We start from the raw sequence: 19,885 nt of genomic DNA on the forward strand, positions 1-19,885 counted from the left end.
GAAGATGCCGGACGAACAGAAGCTTCTTGAGTACCTCAGGCGGGCGACCGCTGACCTCGGGCAGGCGCGCCAGCGGCTGCGCGAGGAGGAGGACGCCAGGCACGAGCCCATCGCGATCGTCTCGATGAGCTGCCGCTACCCCGGTGGCGCCGACGACCCCGAGCAGCTGTGGGACCTCGTGTCCTCCGGCACCGACGCCATCTCCGAATGGCCGGCCGACCGGGGCTGGGACACGGCCGCCCTCTACGACCCGGACCCCGACCGGCCGGGCACCTCCTACACCCGGCACGGCGGATTCCTGCACCGGGCGGGGGAGTTCGACGCCGCGTTCTTCGGCATGTCGCCCCGCGAGGCCCTCGCCACCGACCCGCAGCAGCGGCTCCTCCTGGAGACCTCCTGGGAGACGCTGGAACGCGCGGGCCTCGACCCGGCGGCCCTGAAGGGCACCGCGACCGGCGTCTTCGTCGGCGCCATGACCAACGGCTACGGCGACGGCTCCCGAGACCGGTCCGACGTCCAGGGTCTGCTCCACACCGGCACCGCCGGCAGTGTGATCTCCGGCCGGATCTCCTACACCCTGGGCCTGGAGGGCCCGGCGGTGACGGTCGACACCGCGTGCTCGTCCTCGCTGGTCGCCCTGCATCTCGCCATACGGGCGCTGCGCTCCGGCGAGTGCTCCCTCGCCCTCGCGTGCGGTGTCACCGTCATGCCGCACCCCGACCCCTTCGTCGCGTTCAGCCGCCAGCGCGCCCTGGCACCCGACGGCCGCTGCAAGGCCTTCGCGGCCGGCGCCGACGGCACCTCGTGGTCCGAGGGCGCGGGTGTGCTGCTGCTGGAGCGGTTGTCGGACGCGCGGCGCCATGGTCGGCGGGTGCTGGCGGTGGTGCGGGGCAGCGCGGTGAACCAGGACGGGGCCAGCAACGGTCTGACGGCACCGAACGGTCCTTCGCAGCAGCGGGTGATCCGGGCGGCGCTGGCGGACGCCCGGCTGCTGCCGGGTGATGTGGACGCGGTGGAGGCGCATGGTACGGGAACCCGGCTCGGGGACCCGATCGAGGCGCAGGCGCTGCTCGCGACGTACGGGCAGGACCGTGAAGAGCCGTTGTGGCTGGGGTCGTTGAAGTCGAACATCGGGCACTCCTCGGCGGCCGCCGGGGTGGGTGGCGTGATCAAGATGGTGCAGGCGATGCGGCACGGGATGCTGCCCCGGACGCTGCACGTGGACGCGCCCTCCCCGCAGGTCGACTGGTCCTCCGGCGCTGTCCGGCTGCTGACCGAGGAGCGTTCCTGGCCCACCGGCCCCGAGCGCCCCCGCCGCGCCGCCGTGTCCGGATTCGGTGTGAGCGGCACCAACGCCCACGTGATCCTGGAGGAGGCACCCCCGGCGGAGGACTCCGCCCCCGCCGGGACCACCGAGCCCGACGAGACCGCCGGGACCACCGAACCCGACGACACCACCCGGGCCACGGCGTCCGGTGACCCGATGCCCCTGCCGCTGGTGCCCTGGGTGCTCTCCGCCCGCAGCGAGGAGGCGCTGACCGAGCGGGCGCGGCAGTTGCTCCCCCTCGTCGAGCTGCTCGACGCGGACCCCGGCCTCCGACCCGGCGCCGTCGCACGGGCCCTCGCCACCGGCCGGTCGGCGTTCGAGCACCGCGCGGTGGTGGTCGCGGGCGACCCGGACGGCTTCCGTACGGGACTCACCGGCCTGGTGACCGGCGGCGAGGCCGCGGGTGTGGTCCGCGGTGTCGCGGGACCCGCGGGCCGCACCGTGTTCGTCTTCCCCGGCCAGGGCTCCCAGTGGACCGGCATGGCACTCGGCCTGCTCGACTCCTCGCCGGTCTTCGCCGCCCGGATGGCCGACTGCGAACGCGTCCTCGCCCCGCACGTGGAATGGTCGCTCGCCGCCGTCCTGCGCGGCGACGCCGGCACCCCGCCGCTGGACCGCGTCGACGTGGTGCAGCCCGCGCTGTGGGCCGTGATGGTCTCCCTGGCCGCGCTGTGGCGCTCGGCCGGTGTGGAACCGGACGCCGTGCTCGGCCACTCGCAGGGCGAGATCGCCGCCGCGGTGGTGGCCGGAGCCCTGTCCCTGGAGGACGGCGCCAAGGTCGTCGCCCTGCGCAGCCAGGCACTGACCGCCCTCGCCGGCCGGGGCGGTATGGCCTCCGTGCCGCTGCCGCCCGAGGACCTGACCGACCGTCTCCGGCAGTGGGACGGCAGGCTCTTCGTGGCCGCCGCCAACGGTCCGGCCGCCACGGTGCTGTCGGGCGACACCGAGGCGATCGACGGCGTGGTGGCCGAGCTCCAGGCCGAGGACGTACGGGCCCGCCGCATCCCCGTCGACTACGCCTCCCACTCCGCGCACGTCGAGGAGATCCGCGAACGGCTCCTGGAGTGCCTCGCGGACATCGAGCCGACGACCGGCCGGGTGCCGTTCTTCTCCACCGTGGACCTGAACTGGCAGGACTCCGGCGCGCTGGACGCCGAGTACTGGTACCGCAACCTGCGGCAGACCGTGCGGTTCGAGGAGGCCACCCGCACCCTGCTCGCCCAGGGCTTCCGCTTCTTCGTCGAGTCCAGCGCCCACCCGGTGCTCACCGTGGGCATCAGCCAGACCGCTGAGGCCGAGGAGTCCGAGGCCGTCGCCGTCGGCACCCTCCGCCGCGACCAGGGCGGCCTGGACCGGTTCCTGCTCTCCCTCGCCGAGGCCCACACCGGCGGACTGGCGCCGGACTGGGACACCCTGCTCGCCGGGCACCCGGGCGACACCGTCGACCTGCCCACGTACCCCTTCCAGCGGCGCAGGTACTGGCTGGAACGGCCTTCGGCCGACGCCGAGAACACCGCCGCCACCGACCCGGCGGACGCCGCCTTCTGGGAGAGCGTCGGCGGACAGGATCTCCCGGCGCTCACCACGACGCTCGGCGTCCGCCCCGAGGATCCGCTGACCGTCGTCCTGCCCGCCCTGGCCGACTGGCGCAGGCGGCGCGACGAACGCGCGACCGTGGACTCCTGGCGCTACCGGGTCGACTGGCGGCCCCTCGCCGACGCCCCGGCCGGCCGCACCGCCGCCGCCCCGACCGGCACCTGGCTCGTGGCGGTCACCGACGGCACGGAGGGCGACCCGGCGCGGGACGCCGTGGTCCGGGCGCTGCGCGAGGCCGGCGCCGTCCCCGTGCCCGTCGTCCTGACCGAGGCCCACGCCGACCGGGCCACGCTGACCGCGCACCTGTCCGAGGCGAGCACCGGCCCCGTCCACGGCGTCCTCTCCCTCGTCGCCCTCGACGAGCGCCCCCCCGAGCCACCCCCACCTTCCCCTCGGCCTCGCGCTCACCCTGACCCTCGTGCAGGCCCTGGGCGACGCCGGCGTCACCGCCCCGCTCTGGTGCGCCACCCGGGGGGCGGTCACGACGGGCCGCGACGACGCGGTGACCAGTCCCCGACAGCACATGGTCTGGGGCCTCGGCCGGTGTGCCGCGCTGGAGCATCCGCAGCGCTGGGGTGGTCTGGTCGACCTGCCCGACACGCTCGACGAGCGGGCCGCCGCCCGGCTGTGCGGCATCCTGGCCGGCCGGGACGACGAGGACCAGGTCGCCGTACGGCACTTTGGCGCGTACGGCCGGCGGCTGGTCCGCGCCCGGCCCGCCGACCCCGCCCGCGCGGACGCCTGGCAGCCGCGCGGCACGGTCCTGGTCACCGGCGGCACCGGCGGCGTGGGCGCGCACCTCGCCCGCTGGCTGGCCAAGGGCGGCGCCGAGCACCTCGTGCTGGTCGGCCGCCGGGGCGCCGACACCCCCGGCGCGGCCGACCTGACCGCCGAGCTGACCGCGCTCGGCACCCGGGTCACCGTCGCCGCCTGCGACGTCGCCGACCGCGACCGGCTCGCCGAGCTGGTGGCCGGGCTCGAACAGGACGGCTCCCGGATCAGAACCGTCATCCACGCCGCCGGCACGGGCCTGCTCGTGCCGCTGTCCGACACCGACCCCGACGAGTTCGCCGACATCCTCTACGCCAAGGTCGCCGGCGCGGAGAACCTCGACGCCGTCTTCGACCGGGACGACCTGGACTCCTTCGTCCTGTTCTCCTCCATCTCCGGCGTCTGGGGCAGCGGCGACCACGGCGCGTACGCCGCCGCCAACGCCCACCTCGACGCGCTCGCGGACCGGCGCCGCACCCGGGGCCGCACCGCCACCTCCGTGGTGTGGGGCATCTGGGACCCCGAGGGCGGCGCGGGCATGGCCGCCAACCTCGTCGAGGAGCAGCTGCGCAGCCGGGGCATCCCCTTCATGGCCCCCCAGGTCGCGCTGACCGGGCTCCAGCAGGTCCTGACCGACGACGAGACCGTCGTCCTCGTCACCGCCGTCGACTGGGACCGCTTCGCGCCCGTGTTCACCTCGGCCCGGCCCAGCCCGCTCATCGGCGACCTGCCCGAGGTCCGCCGCGCGCTCGCCGAGGAGACCGCGCCCGGCCAGGACGGCGACGACACCGCCTCCTCGCTGCGCGACCGCATCGCGGACCTGCCCCCCGCCGACCGCGACCGCCTGCTCACCGACCTCGTACGCGCCCACGCGGCCGCCGTGCTCGGCCACGGCTCCGCCGACGCCATCGCCCCCGAACGCGCCTTCCGTGAACTGGGCTTCGACTCGCTGACTGCCGTGGAGATGCGCAACCGGCTCAACGCGGCCACCGGTCTGCGACTCCCGCTCACCGTCCTCTTCGACTACGCCTCCGCCGACGCGCTCGCCCGGCATCTGCGCGGGGAACTCCTCGGCCCCGACACCGCCGCCCCGGCCGGACCGGCCGTCCCCGCACACGTGCCCGCCGACGCCGACGACCCGATCGCCATCGTCGGCATGAGCTGCCGCTACCCCGGCGACGTCCGCACCCCGGAGGACCTCTGGCGGATCGTCGCCGAGGGCCGGGACGTCATCTCCGCACTGCCCGCCGACCGCGGCTGGGACCTGGACGGCCTCTACGACACCGACCCCGACCGGCCCGGTACGACCTACAGCTCCGAAGGCGGGTTCCTCTACGACGCCGGGCAGTTCGACCCCGCCTTCTTCGGGATCTCGCCGCGCGAGGCGCTGGCCATGGACCCGCAGCAGCGGCTGCTCCTGGAGACGTCCTGGGAGGCCCTGGAGCGGGCCGGCATCGACCCCGCGTCCCTGCGCGGCGACCAGGTCGGCGTGTTCGCGGGCGCCGCCTACCAGGGCTACGGCGGCCTGAGCGACGTACCCGAGGAGGTCGAGGGACACCTCATCGCCGGCATCTCCACCAGCATCCTGTCCGGCCGGATCGCCTACACCCTCGGCCTCGAAGGACCGGCGGTCACCGTCGACACGGCCTGCTCGTCCTCGCTGGTCGCCGTTCACCTCGCGGCCCAGGCCCTGCGCTCCGGCGAGTGCTCCCTGGCGCTCGCGGGCGGTGTGACCGTCATGGGCACCCCGCTGTCCTTCACCGGCTTCAGCCGGCAGCGCGGTCTCGCCGCGGACGGCCGCTGCAAGTCCTTCGGCGCCGACGCCGACGGCTTCGGCATGGCCGAAGGCGTCGGACTGCTGCTCCTGGAGCGGCTGTCGGACGCCCGCCGCAACGGCCACCGTGTGCTCGCCCTCGTGCGGGGCTCGGCCGTCAACCAGGACGGGGCCAGCAACGGGCTGACCGCCCCCAGCGGCCTGGCGCAGCAGCGGGTCATCCGCAGCGCGCTGGCCGGCGCGGGCGTCGCCCCGGCCGAGGTCGACGTCGTCGAGGCGCACGGTACGGGCACCCGGCTCGGTGACCCGATCGAGGCGCAGGCGCTGCTCGCGACGTACGGCCAGGACCGCCCTGCGGACCGGCCGCTGCTGCTCGGCTCGCTGAAGTCCAACATCGGGCACAGCCAGGCCGCCGCCGGTGTCGCCGGGATCATCAAGATGGTCCAGGCGATGCGCCACGAGGAACTGCCCCGCACCCTGCACGCCGAGGAGCCGACCCCCAACGTCGACTGGTCCGTGGGCGCCGTGGAACTCCTGACGGAGCCCCGGCCGTGGACCCGGGGCAGCCACCCGCGCCGCGCCGGCGTCTCCTCCTTCGGTCTCAGCGGCACCAACGCCCACGTGATCATCGAGGAGCCGTACGGCGAGGAGCCGGGGGAGGCGCCCGAGGGCAACGCCCCCGGGGCCGCCGTGCCGTGGCTGCTCTCCGGCCGGACCCCGGAAGCGCTGCGCGAGCAGGCCGCGCGGCTGCACGCCCATCTGACGGACCGTCCGGAACTGCGGCCCCACGACGTCGGCCTCACCCTGGCCACCGCCAGGTCCGCCTTCGAACACCGTGCCGTCGTCGTCGGCGCCGACCACACCACCCTGCTCACCGGCCTGGCCGCACTCGCCGCCGGACAGAACGACCCCGCCGTGGTCCACGGCACCGCGGCCACCCCGGGCCGTACCGTCTTCGTCTTCCCCGGTCAGGGGTCGCAGTGGGCGGGCATGGCGGTGGGGCTGCTGGACTCGGCCCCGGTCTTCGCGGAGCGGGTGGCCGAGTGCGAGCGGGCACTGTCGCCGTACGTGGACTGGTCGTTGACCGATGTGCTGCGCGGTGAGCCCGACAGCCCGCCGCTCGACCGGGTCGACGTGGTCCAGCCGGTGCTGTTCTCGGTGATGGTGTCGTTGGCCGCGCTGTGGCGGTCGTACGGTGTCGAGCCGTCGGCGGTGATCGGGCACAGCCAGGGGGAGATCGCCGCCGCCGTGGTGGCGGGGGCGCTGTCCCTGGAGGACGGCGCCAGGATCGTCGCCCTGCGCAGCCGGATCCTGACCACGCTGGTCGACCGGGGCGCGATGCTCTTCGTCGCCCTCCCCGACGACCAGGTGCGCGAGCGGATGGCGCCCTGGGACGACCGGCTGTCCGTCGCCGCCGTGAACGGGCCCGCCGCCGTGACCGTCTCCGGCGACCCGGAGGCCCTGGAGGAGTTCGGCGACCGGCTGTCCGAGGACGGCGTCATGCGGTGGATGATCCCGGGCGTCACCTTCGCCGGGCACTCGCCCCAGGTGGACGGGTTGCGCCGGGAACTGCTGGACGCGCTCGCCGGGGTGACACCGCGCCGGACCGATGTCGCCTTCTACTCCACCGTCACCGGGGGCGCCCTCGACACCACGGCCCTGGACACCGAGTACTGGTACCGCAACCTCCGCGAGCCCGTGGAGTTCCACCACGCGGTCGCCGCGCTGATCGACGCCGGCCATGACACCTTCGTCGAGGTCAGCCCGCACCCGGTGCTGGCGGTGTGGGTGGAGAAGAGCCTGGAGGCGGCGGAGGTCGCCGGGCTCGTCACGGGCACGCTGCACACCGACGACGGCGGCCCCGGCCGGTTCCTGACCGCGCTCGCCGGACCGCACGTCCACGGTGTCCCGGTCAACTGGCGGGCCGTGTTCGCGGGCACCGACGCCCGCCCCGTCGAACTGCCCACCTACGCCTTCCAGCGCCGGCGGTACTGGCTGGAGCCGACGGCGGCGTCCGCTGCCGGGGAAGGCGGTGCCCAGCCCGCCGACACGGCCTTCTGGGACGCCGTCGAACGGCACGACCTGCCCGCCGTCGCCGCCGCGCTGAACCTGCCGGACGAGGACGCGACGGCCCGTGCCTCCCTCGACGGGGTGCTCCCCGCGCTCGCCGACTGGCAGCGCGGCCGCCGCGGCCGCACCACCATCGACGGCTGGCGCTACCACGTCACCTTCAAGCCCCTGCACCTCACCCCGGCACCCCGCCCTCACCGGCACCTGGTGGGTCGTCGTACCGGCCGGCGCCGCCGGCCACCCCGTGGTCGAGGGAACGCTGCGCGCCCTCGAACGGCACGGCGCCACCGCCGTACCGGTCGAGATCGGCACCGCCGGCACCGACCGGGCCGGCCTGGCCGCCCTGCTGGGCGCCGAGACCGCCCCGGACGGCGGCGTGCTCTCGCTGCTCGCCCTCGCCGAGCAGCCGTACACCGACGGGACGGCTCTGCCGACCGGGCTCGCCCTCACCACCACCCTCCTCCAGGCGCTCGGCGACGCCGGGATCAACGCCCCCCTGTGGTCCGCGACCTGCGGCGCGGTGTCCGTCGGACGCTCCGACGCCCTCACCGCACCCGCCCAGGCGACCCTGTGGGGACTCGGCGCCGTGGCCGGCGTGGAGTACCCGGAACGCTGGGCCGGAATGCTCGACCTGCCCTCCGACCTGGACGAACGCGCCGGCGCCAGGCTGGCCGCCGTACTGGCGGGTCTCGACGGCGAGGACCAGATCGCGATCCGGCCCTCGGGCGTCTACGGCCGCAGGCTCGTCCGGGCCCGGCCGGCCGAGGAGACGACGGCGGACGCCTTCGAGCCCGACGGCACGGTACTGATCACCGGCGGCACCGGCGCCCTCGGCGCCCATGTCGCCCGCCGGCTCGCCCGCTCCGGCGCCCGGCACCTGCTGCTCGCCGGCCGCCGCGGCCCCGACACGCCCGGTGCGGCGGAACTGGTCGCCGAACTCGCCGGCCTCGGCGCCGAGACGACGGTCGCCGCCTGCGACGCCGCCGACCGGGACGCCCTCGCCGCCCTGCTCGCGGACATCCCCGACGACCGCCCCCTGCGCACCGTCGTGCACGCCGCCGGCCTCCTGGACGACGGCGTCCTCGACACCCTCACCCCCGAGCGGGCCGCCGGGGTCCTGCGCCCCAAGATGGACGCCGCCCTCAACCTGGACGCCCTCACCCGCGACCTGGACCTCACCGCGTTCGTCCTGTTCTCCTCGCTCGCCGGCACCCTCGGCGGCACCGGACAGGGCAGCTACGCCGCGGCCAACGCGTTCCTGGACGCCCTCGCCGAGCAGCGGCGCTCACTCGGCCTGCCGGCCACCTCCGTGGCCTGGGGCCTGTGGGCGGGGGACAGCGCCGCCGACTCGGCCCGGGAACGGCTGGTGCGCAACGGACTGCCGCCGATGGACCCGGAGCTGGCGGTCACCGCCCTGGAACAGGCCATGGGCCGGGCCGAACCCAGACTGGTGCTCTGCGACTTCGCCTGGGACCGCTTCGCGCCGGCCTACACCGCCCTGCGGCCCAGCGCCACCCTGCGCGACCTGCCCGACGCCCGCGACATCCTGGCCGCCGGCGGCGCCGACCGGCAGGAGACGGAGGCGGACTCCCTCGCCGCCCGCCTCACGGCCCTGTCCGCACAGGAGCAGCAGGAGGAACTCGTCCGCCTGGTCGCCACCGAGGTCGCCGCCGTCCTCGGCTACCCCGACCCCGCCGGCATCGACCCCGACCGGGTCTTCAAGGACCTCGGCTTCGACTCGCTCACCGCGGTCGACCTGCGCAACCGGCTCTCCGAGGCCACCGGACTGCGCCTGTCGGTCACCCTGGTTTTCGACCACCCCACCGTCACCGCCTTGGTGGACCACGTACGGTCCGAACTCGGCGGTACGGCGCCGGTACCGGCCACCGCAGCCGCGGCGGTCTCCGCATCGGCGCCGGCCGCGGTGGCCGACGACGACGCCATCGCCGTCGTCGCCATGAGCTGCCGCTACCCCGGCGGCGTCACCACCCCGGAGGACCTGTGGCGGCTGGTGACGTCGGGCTCCGACGCCATCACCGAGTTCCCCACCGGCCGGGGCTGGGACCTCGACGAGCTGTACGACCCCGACCCGGAGAAGGTCGGCCGGACGTACGCCCGCCACGGCGGCTTCCTGCACGACGCGGACCACTTCGACCCGGCGTTCTTCGGGATCTCCCCGCGTGAGGCGCTGGCGATCGACCCGCAGCAGCGGCTGCTCCTGGAGATCTCCTGGGAGGCGTTCGAACGGGCCGGTATCGACCCGGCGTCGCTGAAGGGCAGCCGGGCCGGGGTCTTCGTGGGCTCCAGCTACCGCGACTACGGCTCCCGCGTCCAGCAGCCCACCGAGGAGATCGAGGGCTACCTCGGCATCGGCAGCGCGGGCAGCGTCGCCTCCGGCCGGATCGCCTACACCCTCGGCCTCGAAGGGCCGGCGGTCACCGTCGACACGGCCTGCTCGTCCTCGCTGGTCGCCGTGCACCTCGCGGCCCAGGCGCTGCGCGGCGGCGAGTGCTCGCTCGCCCTCGCGGGCGGTGTCACGGTGATGTCCACCCCCGGCGCGTTCATCGAGTTCAGCAGGCAGCGCGGGCTCGCCGCCGACGGCCGCTGCAAGCCCTTCGCCGCCGCGGCCGACGGCACCGCCTGGGCCGAGGGCGCCGGCATGGTCGTCCTGGAACGGCTCTCCGACGCCCGGCGCAACGGCCACCCGGTGCTCGCCCTGGTGCGGGGCTCGGCGGTCAACCAGGACGGTGCCAGCAACGGCCTCACCGCCCCCAACGGCCCTTCCCAGCAGCGCGTCATCCGCCAGGCCCTCGCCTCCGCAGGGCTCGACAGCGCGGATGTCGACGCGGTGGAGGCGCACGGTACGGGCACCCGGCTCGGTGACCCGATCGAGGCGCAGGCGCTGCTCGCGACGTACGGCCAGGACCGCCCCGCGGACCGGCCGCTGCTGCTCGGCTCGCTGAAGTCCAACATCGGGCACGCCCAGGCCGCCGCCGGCATCGCGGGCCTGCAGAAGATGGTGCTGGCCATGCGGCACGGAGTTCTCCCGCGCACCCTCAACGTCGACGCGCCGACCCCGTTCGTCGACTGGTCGGCGGGCGCCGTGTCGCTGCTCACCGATGACACCCCCTGGCCCGACCACGGGCAACCGCGCCGGGCCGCGATCTCGTCCTTCGGCGTCAGCGGCACCAACGCGCACACGATCCTGGAACACGTCCCGGACGAGCACATGCCGGACGGCGTGACGGCTCCGGTGGGCGCCGACGAGCGGCCCGCCGGGGAGCAGGACGAGACCGAGACCGGGGACGGCGACGGCGCGGCCGCCGTGGTGCCGTGGCTGCTGTCGGCGCGCAGCCGGGTCGCCCTGCGGGCCCAGGCCGGGCGGCTCCTGGAGCACGTCGACGCCCGTCCCGCCCTGCGTCCGGCTGACGTCGCGCTCACGCTTGCCACGGGCCGCAGCGCCTTCGAGCACCGGGGCGCCGTCGTGGGCGACAACCGCGAGGCGCTGCTCGACGGCCTCAAGGCGCTCGCCACCGCCGACGGCGCGCCCGGCGTCACCCAGGGCACGGCCATGGCGGGCCGGACCGCGTTCCTCTTCGCCGGGCAGGGCAGCCAGCGTGCCGGAGCGGGCGCCGAACTGTACGCCCGCCACCCGGTCTTCGCGGACGCCTTCGACGCGATCTGCGCCGAGTTCGCCCCGCTGCTCGACCGGCCGCTGCGGGAGGTGGCCTTCGCTCCCGCCGGGTCGCCCGAGGCGGCCCTGCTGGACCGCACGGAGTACACGCAGCCGGTGCTCTTCGCGGTCGAGGTCGCCCTCTTCCGTCTGGTCGAGCACTGGGGCGTGGTGCCGGACCTGCTGCTCGGGCACTCGATCGGCGAACTGGCGGCCGCGCATGTGGCCGGGGTGCTGTCGGCGCCCGACGCCGCCACGCTGGTCGCGGCCCGCGGCCGGCTGATGCAGGCCCTGCCCGAGGGCGGCGCCATGGTCGCGCTGACCGCCTCCGAGGAGGACGCCGCCGGGCTGCTCGCCTCCCACGAGGGCCGAGTCGCGGTGGCCGCCGTCAACGGTCCTGCCTCCGTCGTCGTCTCCGGCGACGAGGACGCCGTCCTGGACATCGCCGAGCGGTGGCGCGAACGCGGCGGCAAGGCCCGGCGGCTCACCGTCAGTCACGCGTTCCACTCGCCGCACATGGACGGCATGCTCGACGAGTTCCGGCGGGTCGCCGAGGGCCTGGACCTCCGGGCGCCGCTCATCCCCCTGGTCTCCGACGTCACCGGTGAACTGGCCACCCCCGAGCAACTGACGTCGCCCGAGTACTGGGTGCGGCACGTCCGTGAGGCGGTGCGCTTCCACGACGGCATGCGGCGGCTCGCCGCCGAGGGCGCCGTCACCTACCTCGAACTCGGCCCCGACGGCTCGCTGACCGCCATGGGACGCGACTGCCTCACCGAGAACCCGGCGGACCTCGCGGACCCGTCGGCCGCGGGCGCCCTGGTGCCGCTGCTGCGCAAGGACCGGCCGGAGTCCCGTGCCGTGACCGACGCACTCGCCCACCTCCACGTCCGGGGTACGGCGGTGGACTGGCCGACGGTGCTGGACGCCGGCGCCACCGGCACGACCGGGCGTGTCGACCTGCCCACGTACGCCTTCCAGCGCGAGCGCTACTGGCTGGAGGCCACCGCACCGGCCGGCGGCATGGCAGCCGCCGGGCTCCTCCCGGCCGACCACCCGCTGCTGGGCGCGGCCGTCCCGCTCGCCGACACCGACGGGGTCCTGTTCACCAGCCGGCTGTCGGTACGCACCCACCCGTGGCTGGCCGACCACGGCGTCTACGGCACCGCCCTCCTCCCGGCCACCGCCCTGCTCGAACTGGCGGTACGGGCGGGTGACCAGGTCGGCTGCGGTCAGGTCGAGGAACTCACCCTGGAGGCCCCGCTGGTGATCCCCGCGCGGGGCGCGGTGGTCCTCCAGCTCTCCGTCGGCGCGCCGGACGCCTCGGGCGCCCGGCCGGTCAGCGTCCACACCCGCGCCGAGGACGCCTCGTCCGCCGACCTGCCGTGGACCTGCCACGCCCGGGGACTGCTGGTCCCCGCCACCGAGGAGGCACCGGGCGACCCCGTGGTGTGGCCGCCGGCCGGCGCGGAGCCCGTGGACCTGGACGGGCTGTACGAGCGGTTCGCCGAAGGCGGTTTCGGATACGGGCCCGCGTTCCAGGGGCTGCGCGAGGTGTGGCGGCTCGGGGACGAGGTGTACGCGGAGGCGAGCCTGCCGTCCGAACAGCAGGCCGAGGCCGCGCGGTTCGGGCTGCATCCCGCGCTCCTCGACAGCGCCCTGCACGCGCTGATCTTCGGTGTCCTCGAAGGCACCGAGCAGGGGTGGCTGCCGTTCTCCTGGAACGGCATACGCCTGCACGCCTCCGGGGCCCGCGCCCTGCGCATCCGACTGACCCCCGCGGGCAACAGCGCGGTCTCGGTCCAGGCCACCGACACGGCCGGGCAACCGGTCGCCTCCATCCGGTCCCTCGTGCTCCGCCCGGTCTCCCCGGACCAGGTACGCGCCGCCCGGACCGCGCACCACGACGACCTGTACCGCCTCGAATGGCCCACACTGCCCCAGCCGACCGCCACTGCCGGCTCCGACACCTGGGCCGTCATCGGCGCCGAGGCACCCGACTGGACGGCTCACGGCATCCCCCGCTCCGCCACCGACCTCAAGGCGCTCTCCCGGGAGATCGCCGAGGGAGCCGTCCGGCCCACGGCCGTCCTCGCCCACGTCCCCGCCGCACCGGAAGGGCAGGGCAGGGCCGACGCCGTACGGCATGTCACCGGCCGGACCCTCACCCTCGTACAGGACTGGCTGGCCGACGACACGTTCGCCGACGCCAAGCTGGTGCTCGTCACCCGGGGCGGCGTCCCGACGAGCGCCGACGGCGACGCGCCGGACCTGACCCACGCCGCCGTATGGGGGCTGGCGCGGTCCGCGCAGACCGAGAACCCCGGCCGTCTCGTCCTCGCCGACATCGACGGGACGGAGGCCTCCAGAGACGCTCTCGTCGCTGCCGTCGCGTCCGGCGAACCCCAACTGGCGTTGCGCGAGGGCCGTGCGCACATCGCCCGGCTGGCCCGCGTACCCGCCGCCGAGCAGTCCCGGACACCCGACTGGGGACGCCCCGGCACGGTCCTGATCACCGGCGGCACCGGCGCCATCGGCTCCGTGCTCGCCCATCACCTGGTCGCCGAACACGGCGTGAAGCGCCTGCTGCTCACCAGCCGCCGGGGCCCCGCCGCCGAGGGCGCCGCCGACCTGGTCGTCGGCCTCGCCGCACTCGGCGCCCACGCGGAGGTCGTGGCCTGTGACGCCGCCGACCGGGACGCACTGGCCCGGCTGCTCGGCTCGCTGCCGGACGCCCACCCGCTGACCGCCGTCGTGCACGCGGCGGGGACCATCGCCGACGGGGTCGTGGACGCGATGACGCCGGCCCGGCTGGACACCGCCCTGCGGCCCAAGGTCGACGCGGCCTGGAACCTCCACGAGCTGACCGAGGGCATGGACCTGTCGGCGTTCGTGGTGTTCTCCTCCATCGCCGGGATCTTCGGCGGCATGGGCCAGGGCAACTACGCGGCGGCCAACGCCTTCCTGGACGCGCTGGCCCACCACCGCCGGGCGAACGGCCTGCCGGCCGCGTCGCTCGCCTGGGGCCTGTGGGCCAACAAGGGCGGCATGAGCGGAGGCCTCGACGAGGCCGACTTCCGGCGCATCGCCCGCGGCGGCATCGTCGCCTTCTCCCCGGCCGAGGGCGCGGCCCTGTTCGACTCGGCCAACGCCACGGGCGAGCCCGTCGTCCTGCCGCTGCGGCTGGACACCGGGGCCCTGGCCGCCCAGACCGGCACCGGCGGCGTCCCGGCGCTGCTGCGCGGACTCATGCGCCCGCCCGCCCGCCGTAGCGCGGCGGTCGGCGAGGCGGCCCCCGACGCGGCCGACACCCTGCGCCGCACCCTGGCCGGCCAGCCCGAGCAGCGGCGCGAACGGACCCTGCTCGACCTGGTGCGCGGGCACGCCGCCACCGTGCTCGGCTTCCCCGGCCCCGCCTCGGTGGACGCCGAACGCGGCCTGCTGGAACTGGGCTTCGACTCGCTGACCGCGGTCGAACTGCGCAACCGGCTCGGCGCCGCCACCGGCCTCAGGCTGCCCGCCACCCTGCTCTTCGACCACCCCACTTCAGCGGCCATCGCCCGCCAACTGTCCGTCGAACTCGCCCCCGAGAGCGCCGGACCCGATCTCGCCGCCGACACCGCGGGTCTGGCCGAACTGGGCCTGCTGGAAGGCGCCCTGGACAACGGCACGGCCAGGCCCGAGCTGCTCGGCCGGCTCGAGGAACTGATCAGCAGGCTGCGCCCGGGAACCGGTGGCGCGGCGCAGGACCGCCTGGAGGAGCGGATGGACACGGCCAGCGACGACGAGCTCTTCGAGTTCATCGACAACGAACTCGGCATGTCGTGACCCCCTGCCCCCATCCGCGCGACGGCGGCTCCCCACGCCCGGCCCTCCCGCACGAAGGCCCCGAAGGTGACGGTGCACAGTGACTGACGGCACGCTCAACGACGACAAGCTCCGCGACTACCTCAAGCGGGTCGCGGCCGACCTGCACCGCACCCGGCGCCGACTGCAGGAGGTGGAGGCCCGGCAGCAGGAACCCGTGGCCATCGTCGGCATGGGCTGCCGCTACCCGGGCGGCGTCGCCTCCCCCGAGGAGCTGTGGCAGCTCGTCGCGTCCGGCACCGACGCCGTCGCCGGCTTCCCCGCCGACCGCGGCTGGGACCTCGGCGCCCTGCACGACCCCGGCCGGGAGCGCCCCGGCACGACCTACGCCGCCGAAGGCGGATTCCTCACCGACGCCGCCGACTTCGACCCCGGCTTCTTCGGCATCTCGCCCCGCGAGGCGCTCGCCATGGACCCGCAGCAGCGGCTGCTGCTGGAGACCACCTGGGAGGCCTTCGAACGAGCGGGCCTCGACCCGGGCGCGCTGCGCGGCAGCGATACCGGGGTCTTCGTCGGCGTGATGTACCAGGACTACGGACTACGGCTGCGCCAGGTCCCGGACGACATCCAGGGGTACATCGGCAACGGCAACTCCGACAGCGTGGCCTCCGGCCGTCTCTCCTACACCTTCGGCCTGGAGGGCCCGGCGGTGACGGTGGACACGGCCTGCTCGTCCTCCCTCGTCGCCCTGCACCTGGCCGCCCAGGCCTTGCGCCGGCGCGAGTGCGGGCTGGCGCTGGCCGGCGGCGCCATGATCATGTCGACGCCGGTGCCGTTCGTCGAGATGAGCCGGCAGGGCGGGCTCGCCGCCGACGGCCGCTGCAAGTCCTTCGCCGCCGGGGCCGACGGCACCGGCTGGGGCGAGGGCGTCGGCATGCTCCTGCTGGAGCGGCTGTCCGACGCCCGCCGCAACGGTCACCCCGTGCTGGCCCTGGTCCGCGGCACCGCCGTCAACCAGGACGGCGCGAGCAGCCGTCTGACCGCCCCCAACGGGCCCGCCCAGCAGCGGGTCATCCGACGGGCGCTCGCCGACGCCGGGCTCACCCCCGCCGACGTCGACGTGGTCGAGGCGCACGGCACGGGTACGCCACTCGGCGACCCCATCGAGGCACAGGCCCTGCTGGCCACCTACGGGCAGGACCGGCCCGCCGACCGGCCCCTGCTGCTCGGCTCGCTGAAGTCCAACATGGGCCACACCCAGGCCGCGGCGGGCGTCGGCGGTGTCATCAAGATGGTGATGGCGATGAGCCGGGGCGTCGTGCCGCCCACCCTGCACGCCGAGCGGCCCACCCCCACGGTCGACTGGTCCTCGGGCGCGGTGGAACTGGTCACCGAGGCGGTGCCCTGGCCGGAGACCGGCGCACCGCGCCGGGCGTCCGTGTCGTCCTTCGGGATCAGCGGCACCAACGGACACGTCGTCCTCGAACAGGCCGGACCCGAGCCCGAGCCCGAGCCCGAGTCGGCCACGGCTCCGGGGCCCGACACCGTCGACGAGCCCGACACCATCGACGGGTCCGGCCTTCCGACCGCCTTCCCCTGGCCCGTCTCCGCCCGCAGCCGCGAGGCCCTGCGCGCCCAGGCCCGCCGCCTCGCCGCCCACCTCGACACGCACCCCGGACAGCGGCCCCTCGACATCGGCCACGCCCTGGCCACCACCCGGGCCGCCCTCGAACACCGTGCCGTCGTGGTCGCCGCCGACGAGGAGGGGTTCCTGCGAGGCCTGCGGGCCCTGGCCGAGGACACCCCCGAGCCCGGACTGGTCCGCGGGACCGGCGTCCCCGGAGCCGACACCGTGTTCGTCTTCCCCGGCCAGGGCTCGCAGTGGACCGGCATGGCGGCCGAACTCCTCGACACCGCCCCCGTCTTCGCGGAGCGGATCGCCGACTGCGCACGCGCCCTGGCCCCCCACACCGACTGGTCCCTGACCGACGTACTGCGCGACGCCCCCGGCACCCCGCCATTGGACCGCGTCGACGTGGTCCAGCCCGCGCTGTGGGCCGTGATGGTGTCGCTGGCCGCGCTGTGGCGGTCGTACGGTGTCGAGCCGTCCGCGGTCGCCGGGCACAGCCAGGGCGAGATCGCCGCCGCCGTGGTCGCCGGCGTGCTGTCCCTGGAGGACGGCGCCAAGGTCGTCGCGCTGCGCAGCAGGGCCATCGTCGCGCTCGCCGGGGCCGGCGGCATGGCGTCCGTGCCGCTGCCGGTCGACGAGGTCCGTGCCCTGCTGAGCGACGGGGACGGCCGGCTGTCCGTCGCGGCCGTCAACGGGCCCGCCTCCGTTGTCGTCTCCGGCGACCGGTCGGCGCTGGACGACCTGATCGACCGGCTCGCCGCCCGCGACCTCAGAGTCCGGCGGATCCCCGTCGACTACGCCTCGCACAGCGCCCACGTCGAGCGCATCCACGACGAACTGCTCCGGCTGCTGGCCGACATCACCCCCCGCCCCTCCGACATCCCCTTCTACTCGACCGTCACCGCCGAACCGCTCGACACCACCGGTCTCGACGCCGGCTACTGGTACCGCAACCTGCGCCGGACCGTCGAGTTCGAACAGACCACCCGCGCCCTGCTGGCCGCCGGCCACCACGTCCTCGTCGAGGTCAGCCCCCACCCGGTGCTCACCGTCCCGATGGAGGAGACCGCCCAGGCGGCCGGGGCCGACGAGGCCGTGGTCATCGGCACGCTGCGCCGGGACGACGGCGGCCGGGCCAGGTTCCTCTCCGCCGTCGGCGAGCTGTACGTCCACGGCGTACGCGTCGACTGGCGTGCCGCCTACGCCGGATGGCGCACCCGCCGGGCCGACCTGCCGACGTACGCGTTCCAGCGCCGCCGGTACTGGCTGGAGGACTCCGCCGCGCCCCAGGGCGACATGGCCTCGGCCGGGCTCGCCGCCGCCGACCACCCGCTGCTCGGCGCGGTCGTCGCCCTCGCCGACGGGGACGGACTGCTCCTCACCGGTCGTCTCTCCACCCGCACCCACCCCTGGCTCGCCGACCACGCCGTCCGCGACGCCACCCTGCTGCCCGGCACCGCCTTCCTGGAGCTGGCGGTCCGCGCGGGCGATCACGTCGGCTGCGGCCAGGTCGAGGAACTCACCCTGGAGGCCCCGCTCGTCCTGCCCCCGGAGGGCGGCGTCGCCGTGCAACTCGCCGTCGGCGCCCCGGACCGCGACGGGCGTCGCCCGCTGAGCCTGCACGCCCGCCCGGACGGCACCGACGACCTGCCGTGGACGTGCCACGCCCGGGGGCTGCTGGGTCCCGCCACCGAGGAGGCGGCCCCGGGCGATCCCGAGGTGTGGCCGCCGGCGGGCGCGGAGCCGGTGGAGCTGGACGGGCTCTACGAGCGCTTCGCGGAGGGCGGCTTCGCGTACGGGCCGGCGTTCCAGGGGCTGCGGGCGGCGTGGCGGCTGGGCGAGGAGGTGTTCGCGGAGGCGAGCCTGCCGTCGGAGCTGCAGGCCGAGGCCGCGCGGTTCGGGCTGCATCCCGCGCTCCTGGACGGCGCCCTGCACGCGACCGGCCTCGGCGAGGCCGCCGAGGGCCGGATGCCGTTCGTCTGGAGCGGCGCCGTCCTCCACGCACAGGGCGCGACCGGCCTGCGGATGCGCATCACCCCCGCCGGCCCCGACACGGTGACACTGCGCGCCCTCGACCAGGCCGGACGGCCCGTCCTGACCGTGGCGGGCCTGGCCCTGCGGCCGGTCGGCGCCGGGAGTTTCACGGCTCCGGCCGCCGGACGCCACCACGACTCCCTGTTCCGCCTCGACTGGACGCCGCTCCGCCCGGTGCCCGGCCCCACGGCGGCCTCCTGGGCGGTCCTGGGCCCCACCGAAGACACTCCGGGAGTCGCCCACCACGCGGACCTCGCCGCGCTCCGCGACGCCGACGGACCTCTGCCGGAGTTCGTCCTCGCCGACCTCGGCGTGGCCCCGGACGATCAGGCCGACGGGCTCGCCGACACCACCCGCACCGCGGTGCACGACGCCCTCGCCCTCGTCCAGGGCTGGCTCGCCGACGACCGGTTCACCGGGGCACGGCTCGTCCTCGTCACCCGGGGCGCGATCGCCGCCCGGCCCGGCGAGGACGTACCCAACCTGCCGCACAGCGCGGTGTGGGGGCTGGTGCGCTCCGCGCAGACCGAGCACCCGGACCGCCTCCACCTCGTCGACCTCGACCCGGACGCCGACCTGCCGGCCGCCCTCGCCGCCGTGCTCACCGCCACCGGCGAGACGCAGTTCGCGGTGCGCGGCTCCGAGGTCCTCGTCCCCAGGCTGGCCAGGACCCCCGTACGGGACGACGACGCGGCCCCGCCCCTGGACCCCGAGGGCACCGTCCTGATCACCGGCGGCACCGGTCTGCTCGGCGCCCGCGTCGCCCGTCACCTCGTCACCGGACACGGCGTACGGCACCTGCTGCTGACCAGTCGCAGCGGCCCGGACGCCCCCGGTGCGGCCGAACTGCGCGAGGAACTGGCCGCGCTCGGCGCGCAGGTGAGCGTCGTCGCCTGCGACGCGGCCGACGCGGAGCGGCTCGCCGAGGTCCTGGCCGGCGTACGGCATCCGCTGACGGCCGTCGTCCACGCCGCCGGAGTGCTCGACGACGGCGTGGTCTCCTCGCTCACCCCCGAGCGGGTCGACGCCGTCCTGCGGCCCAAGACCGACGCGGCACTCAACCTGCACCGGCTCACCGCCGGCCTGGACCTCGCGGCGTTCGTGCTGTTCTCCTCCGCCGCCGGTACCTTCGGCGGCCCCGGACAGGGCAACTACGCCGCCGCCAACGCCTTCCTGGACGCCCTGGCCCACCACCGCCGGGCC

2 protein-coding genes and 2 pseudogenes are annotated in these 19,885 nt (G+C 75.6%); all 4 read left to right on the forward strand.

Translation table 11 applies throughout. From position 1 onward, the window contains the following. The first annotated feature begins 4 nt into the window (after positions 1–4). On the forward strand, positions 5–4,627 hold the full coding sequence (locus E4N62_RS49845; RefSeq protein ID WP_374117177.1) for a type I polyketide synthase: 4,623 nt from the start codon (positions 5–7) through the stop codon (positions 4,625–4,627). Further along, positions 4,602–7,604, forward strand: a pseudogene (locus tag E4N62_RS49850) (beta-ketoacyl synthase N-terminal-like domain-containing protein); the annotation flags it as partial. The gene E4N62_RS49845 and the pseudogene E4N62_RS49850, both read left to right, overlap by 26 nt. 556 nt (positions 7,605–8,160) lie before the next feature. After that, positions 8,161–15,039, forward strand: a complete 6,879-nt coding sequence (locus tag E4N62_RS49855) for an SDR family NAD(P)-dependent oxidoreductase (protein WP_374117178.1) — start codon at positions 8,161–8,163, stop codon at positions 15,037–15,039. Positions 15,040–15,172: 133 nt separating this feature from the next. Further along, positions 15,173–19,867, forward strand: a pseudogene (locus E4N62_RS49860) (SDR family NAD(P)-dependent oxidoreductase); the annotation flags it as partial. Positions 19,868–19,885 lie beyond the last annotated feature (18 nt).

The sequence above is a fragment of the Streptomyces sp. MNU76 genome (genome assembly GCF_020982545.1).
In the GTDB taxonomy this organism is placed as follows: Bacteria; Actinomycetota; Actinomycetes; order Streptomycetales; family Streptomycetaceae; genus Streptomyces.

Coding starts and splice junctions, on each gene's coding strand:
- E4N62_RS49845 (WP_374117177.1), top strand. CDS start 5: ATGCCGGACGAACAGAAGCTTCTTGAGTACCTCAGGCGGGCGACCGCT.
- E4N62_RS49855 (WP_374117178.1), top strand. CDS start 8,161: ATGCTCGACCTGCCCTCCGACCTGGACGAACGCGCCGGCGCCAGGCTG.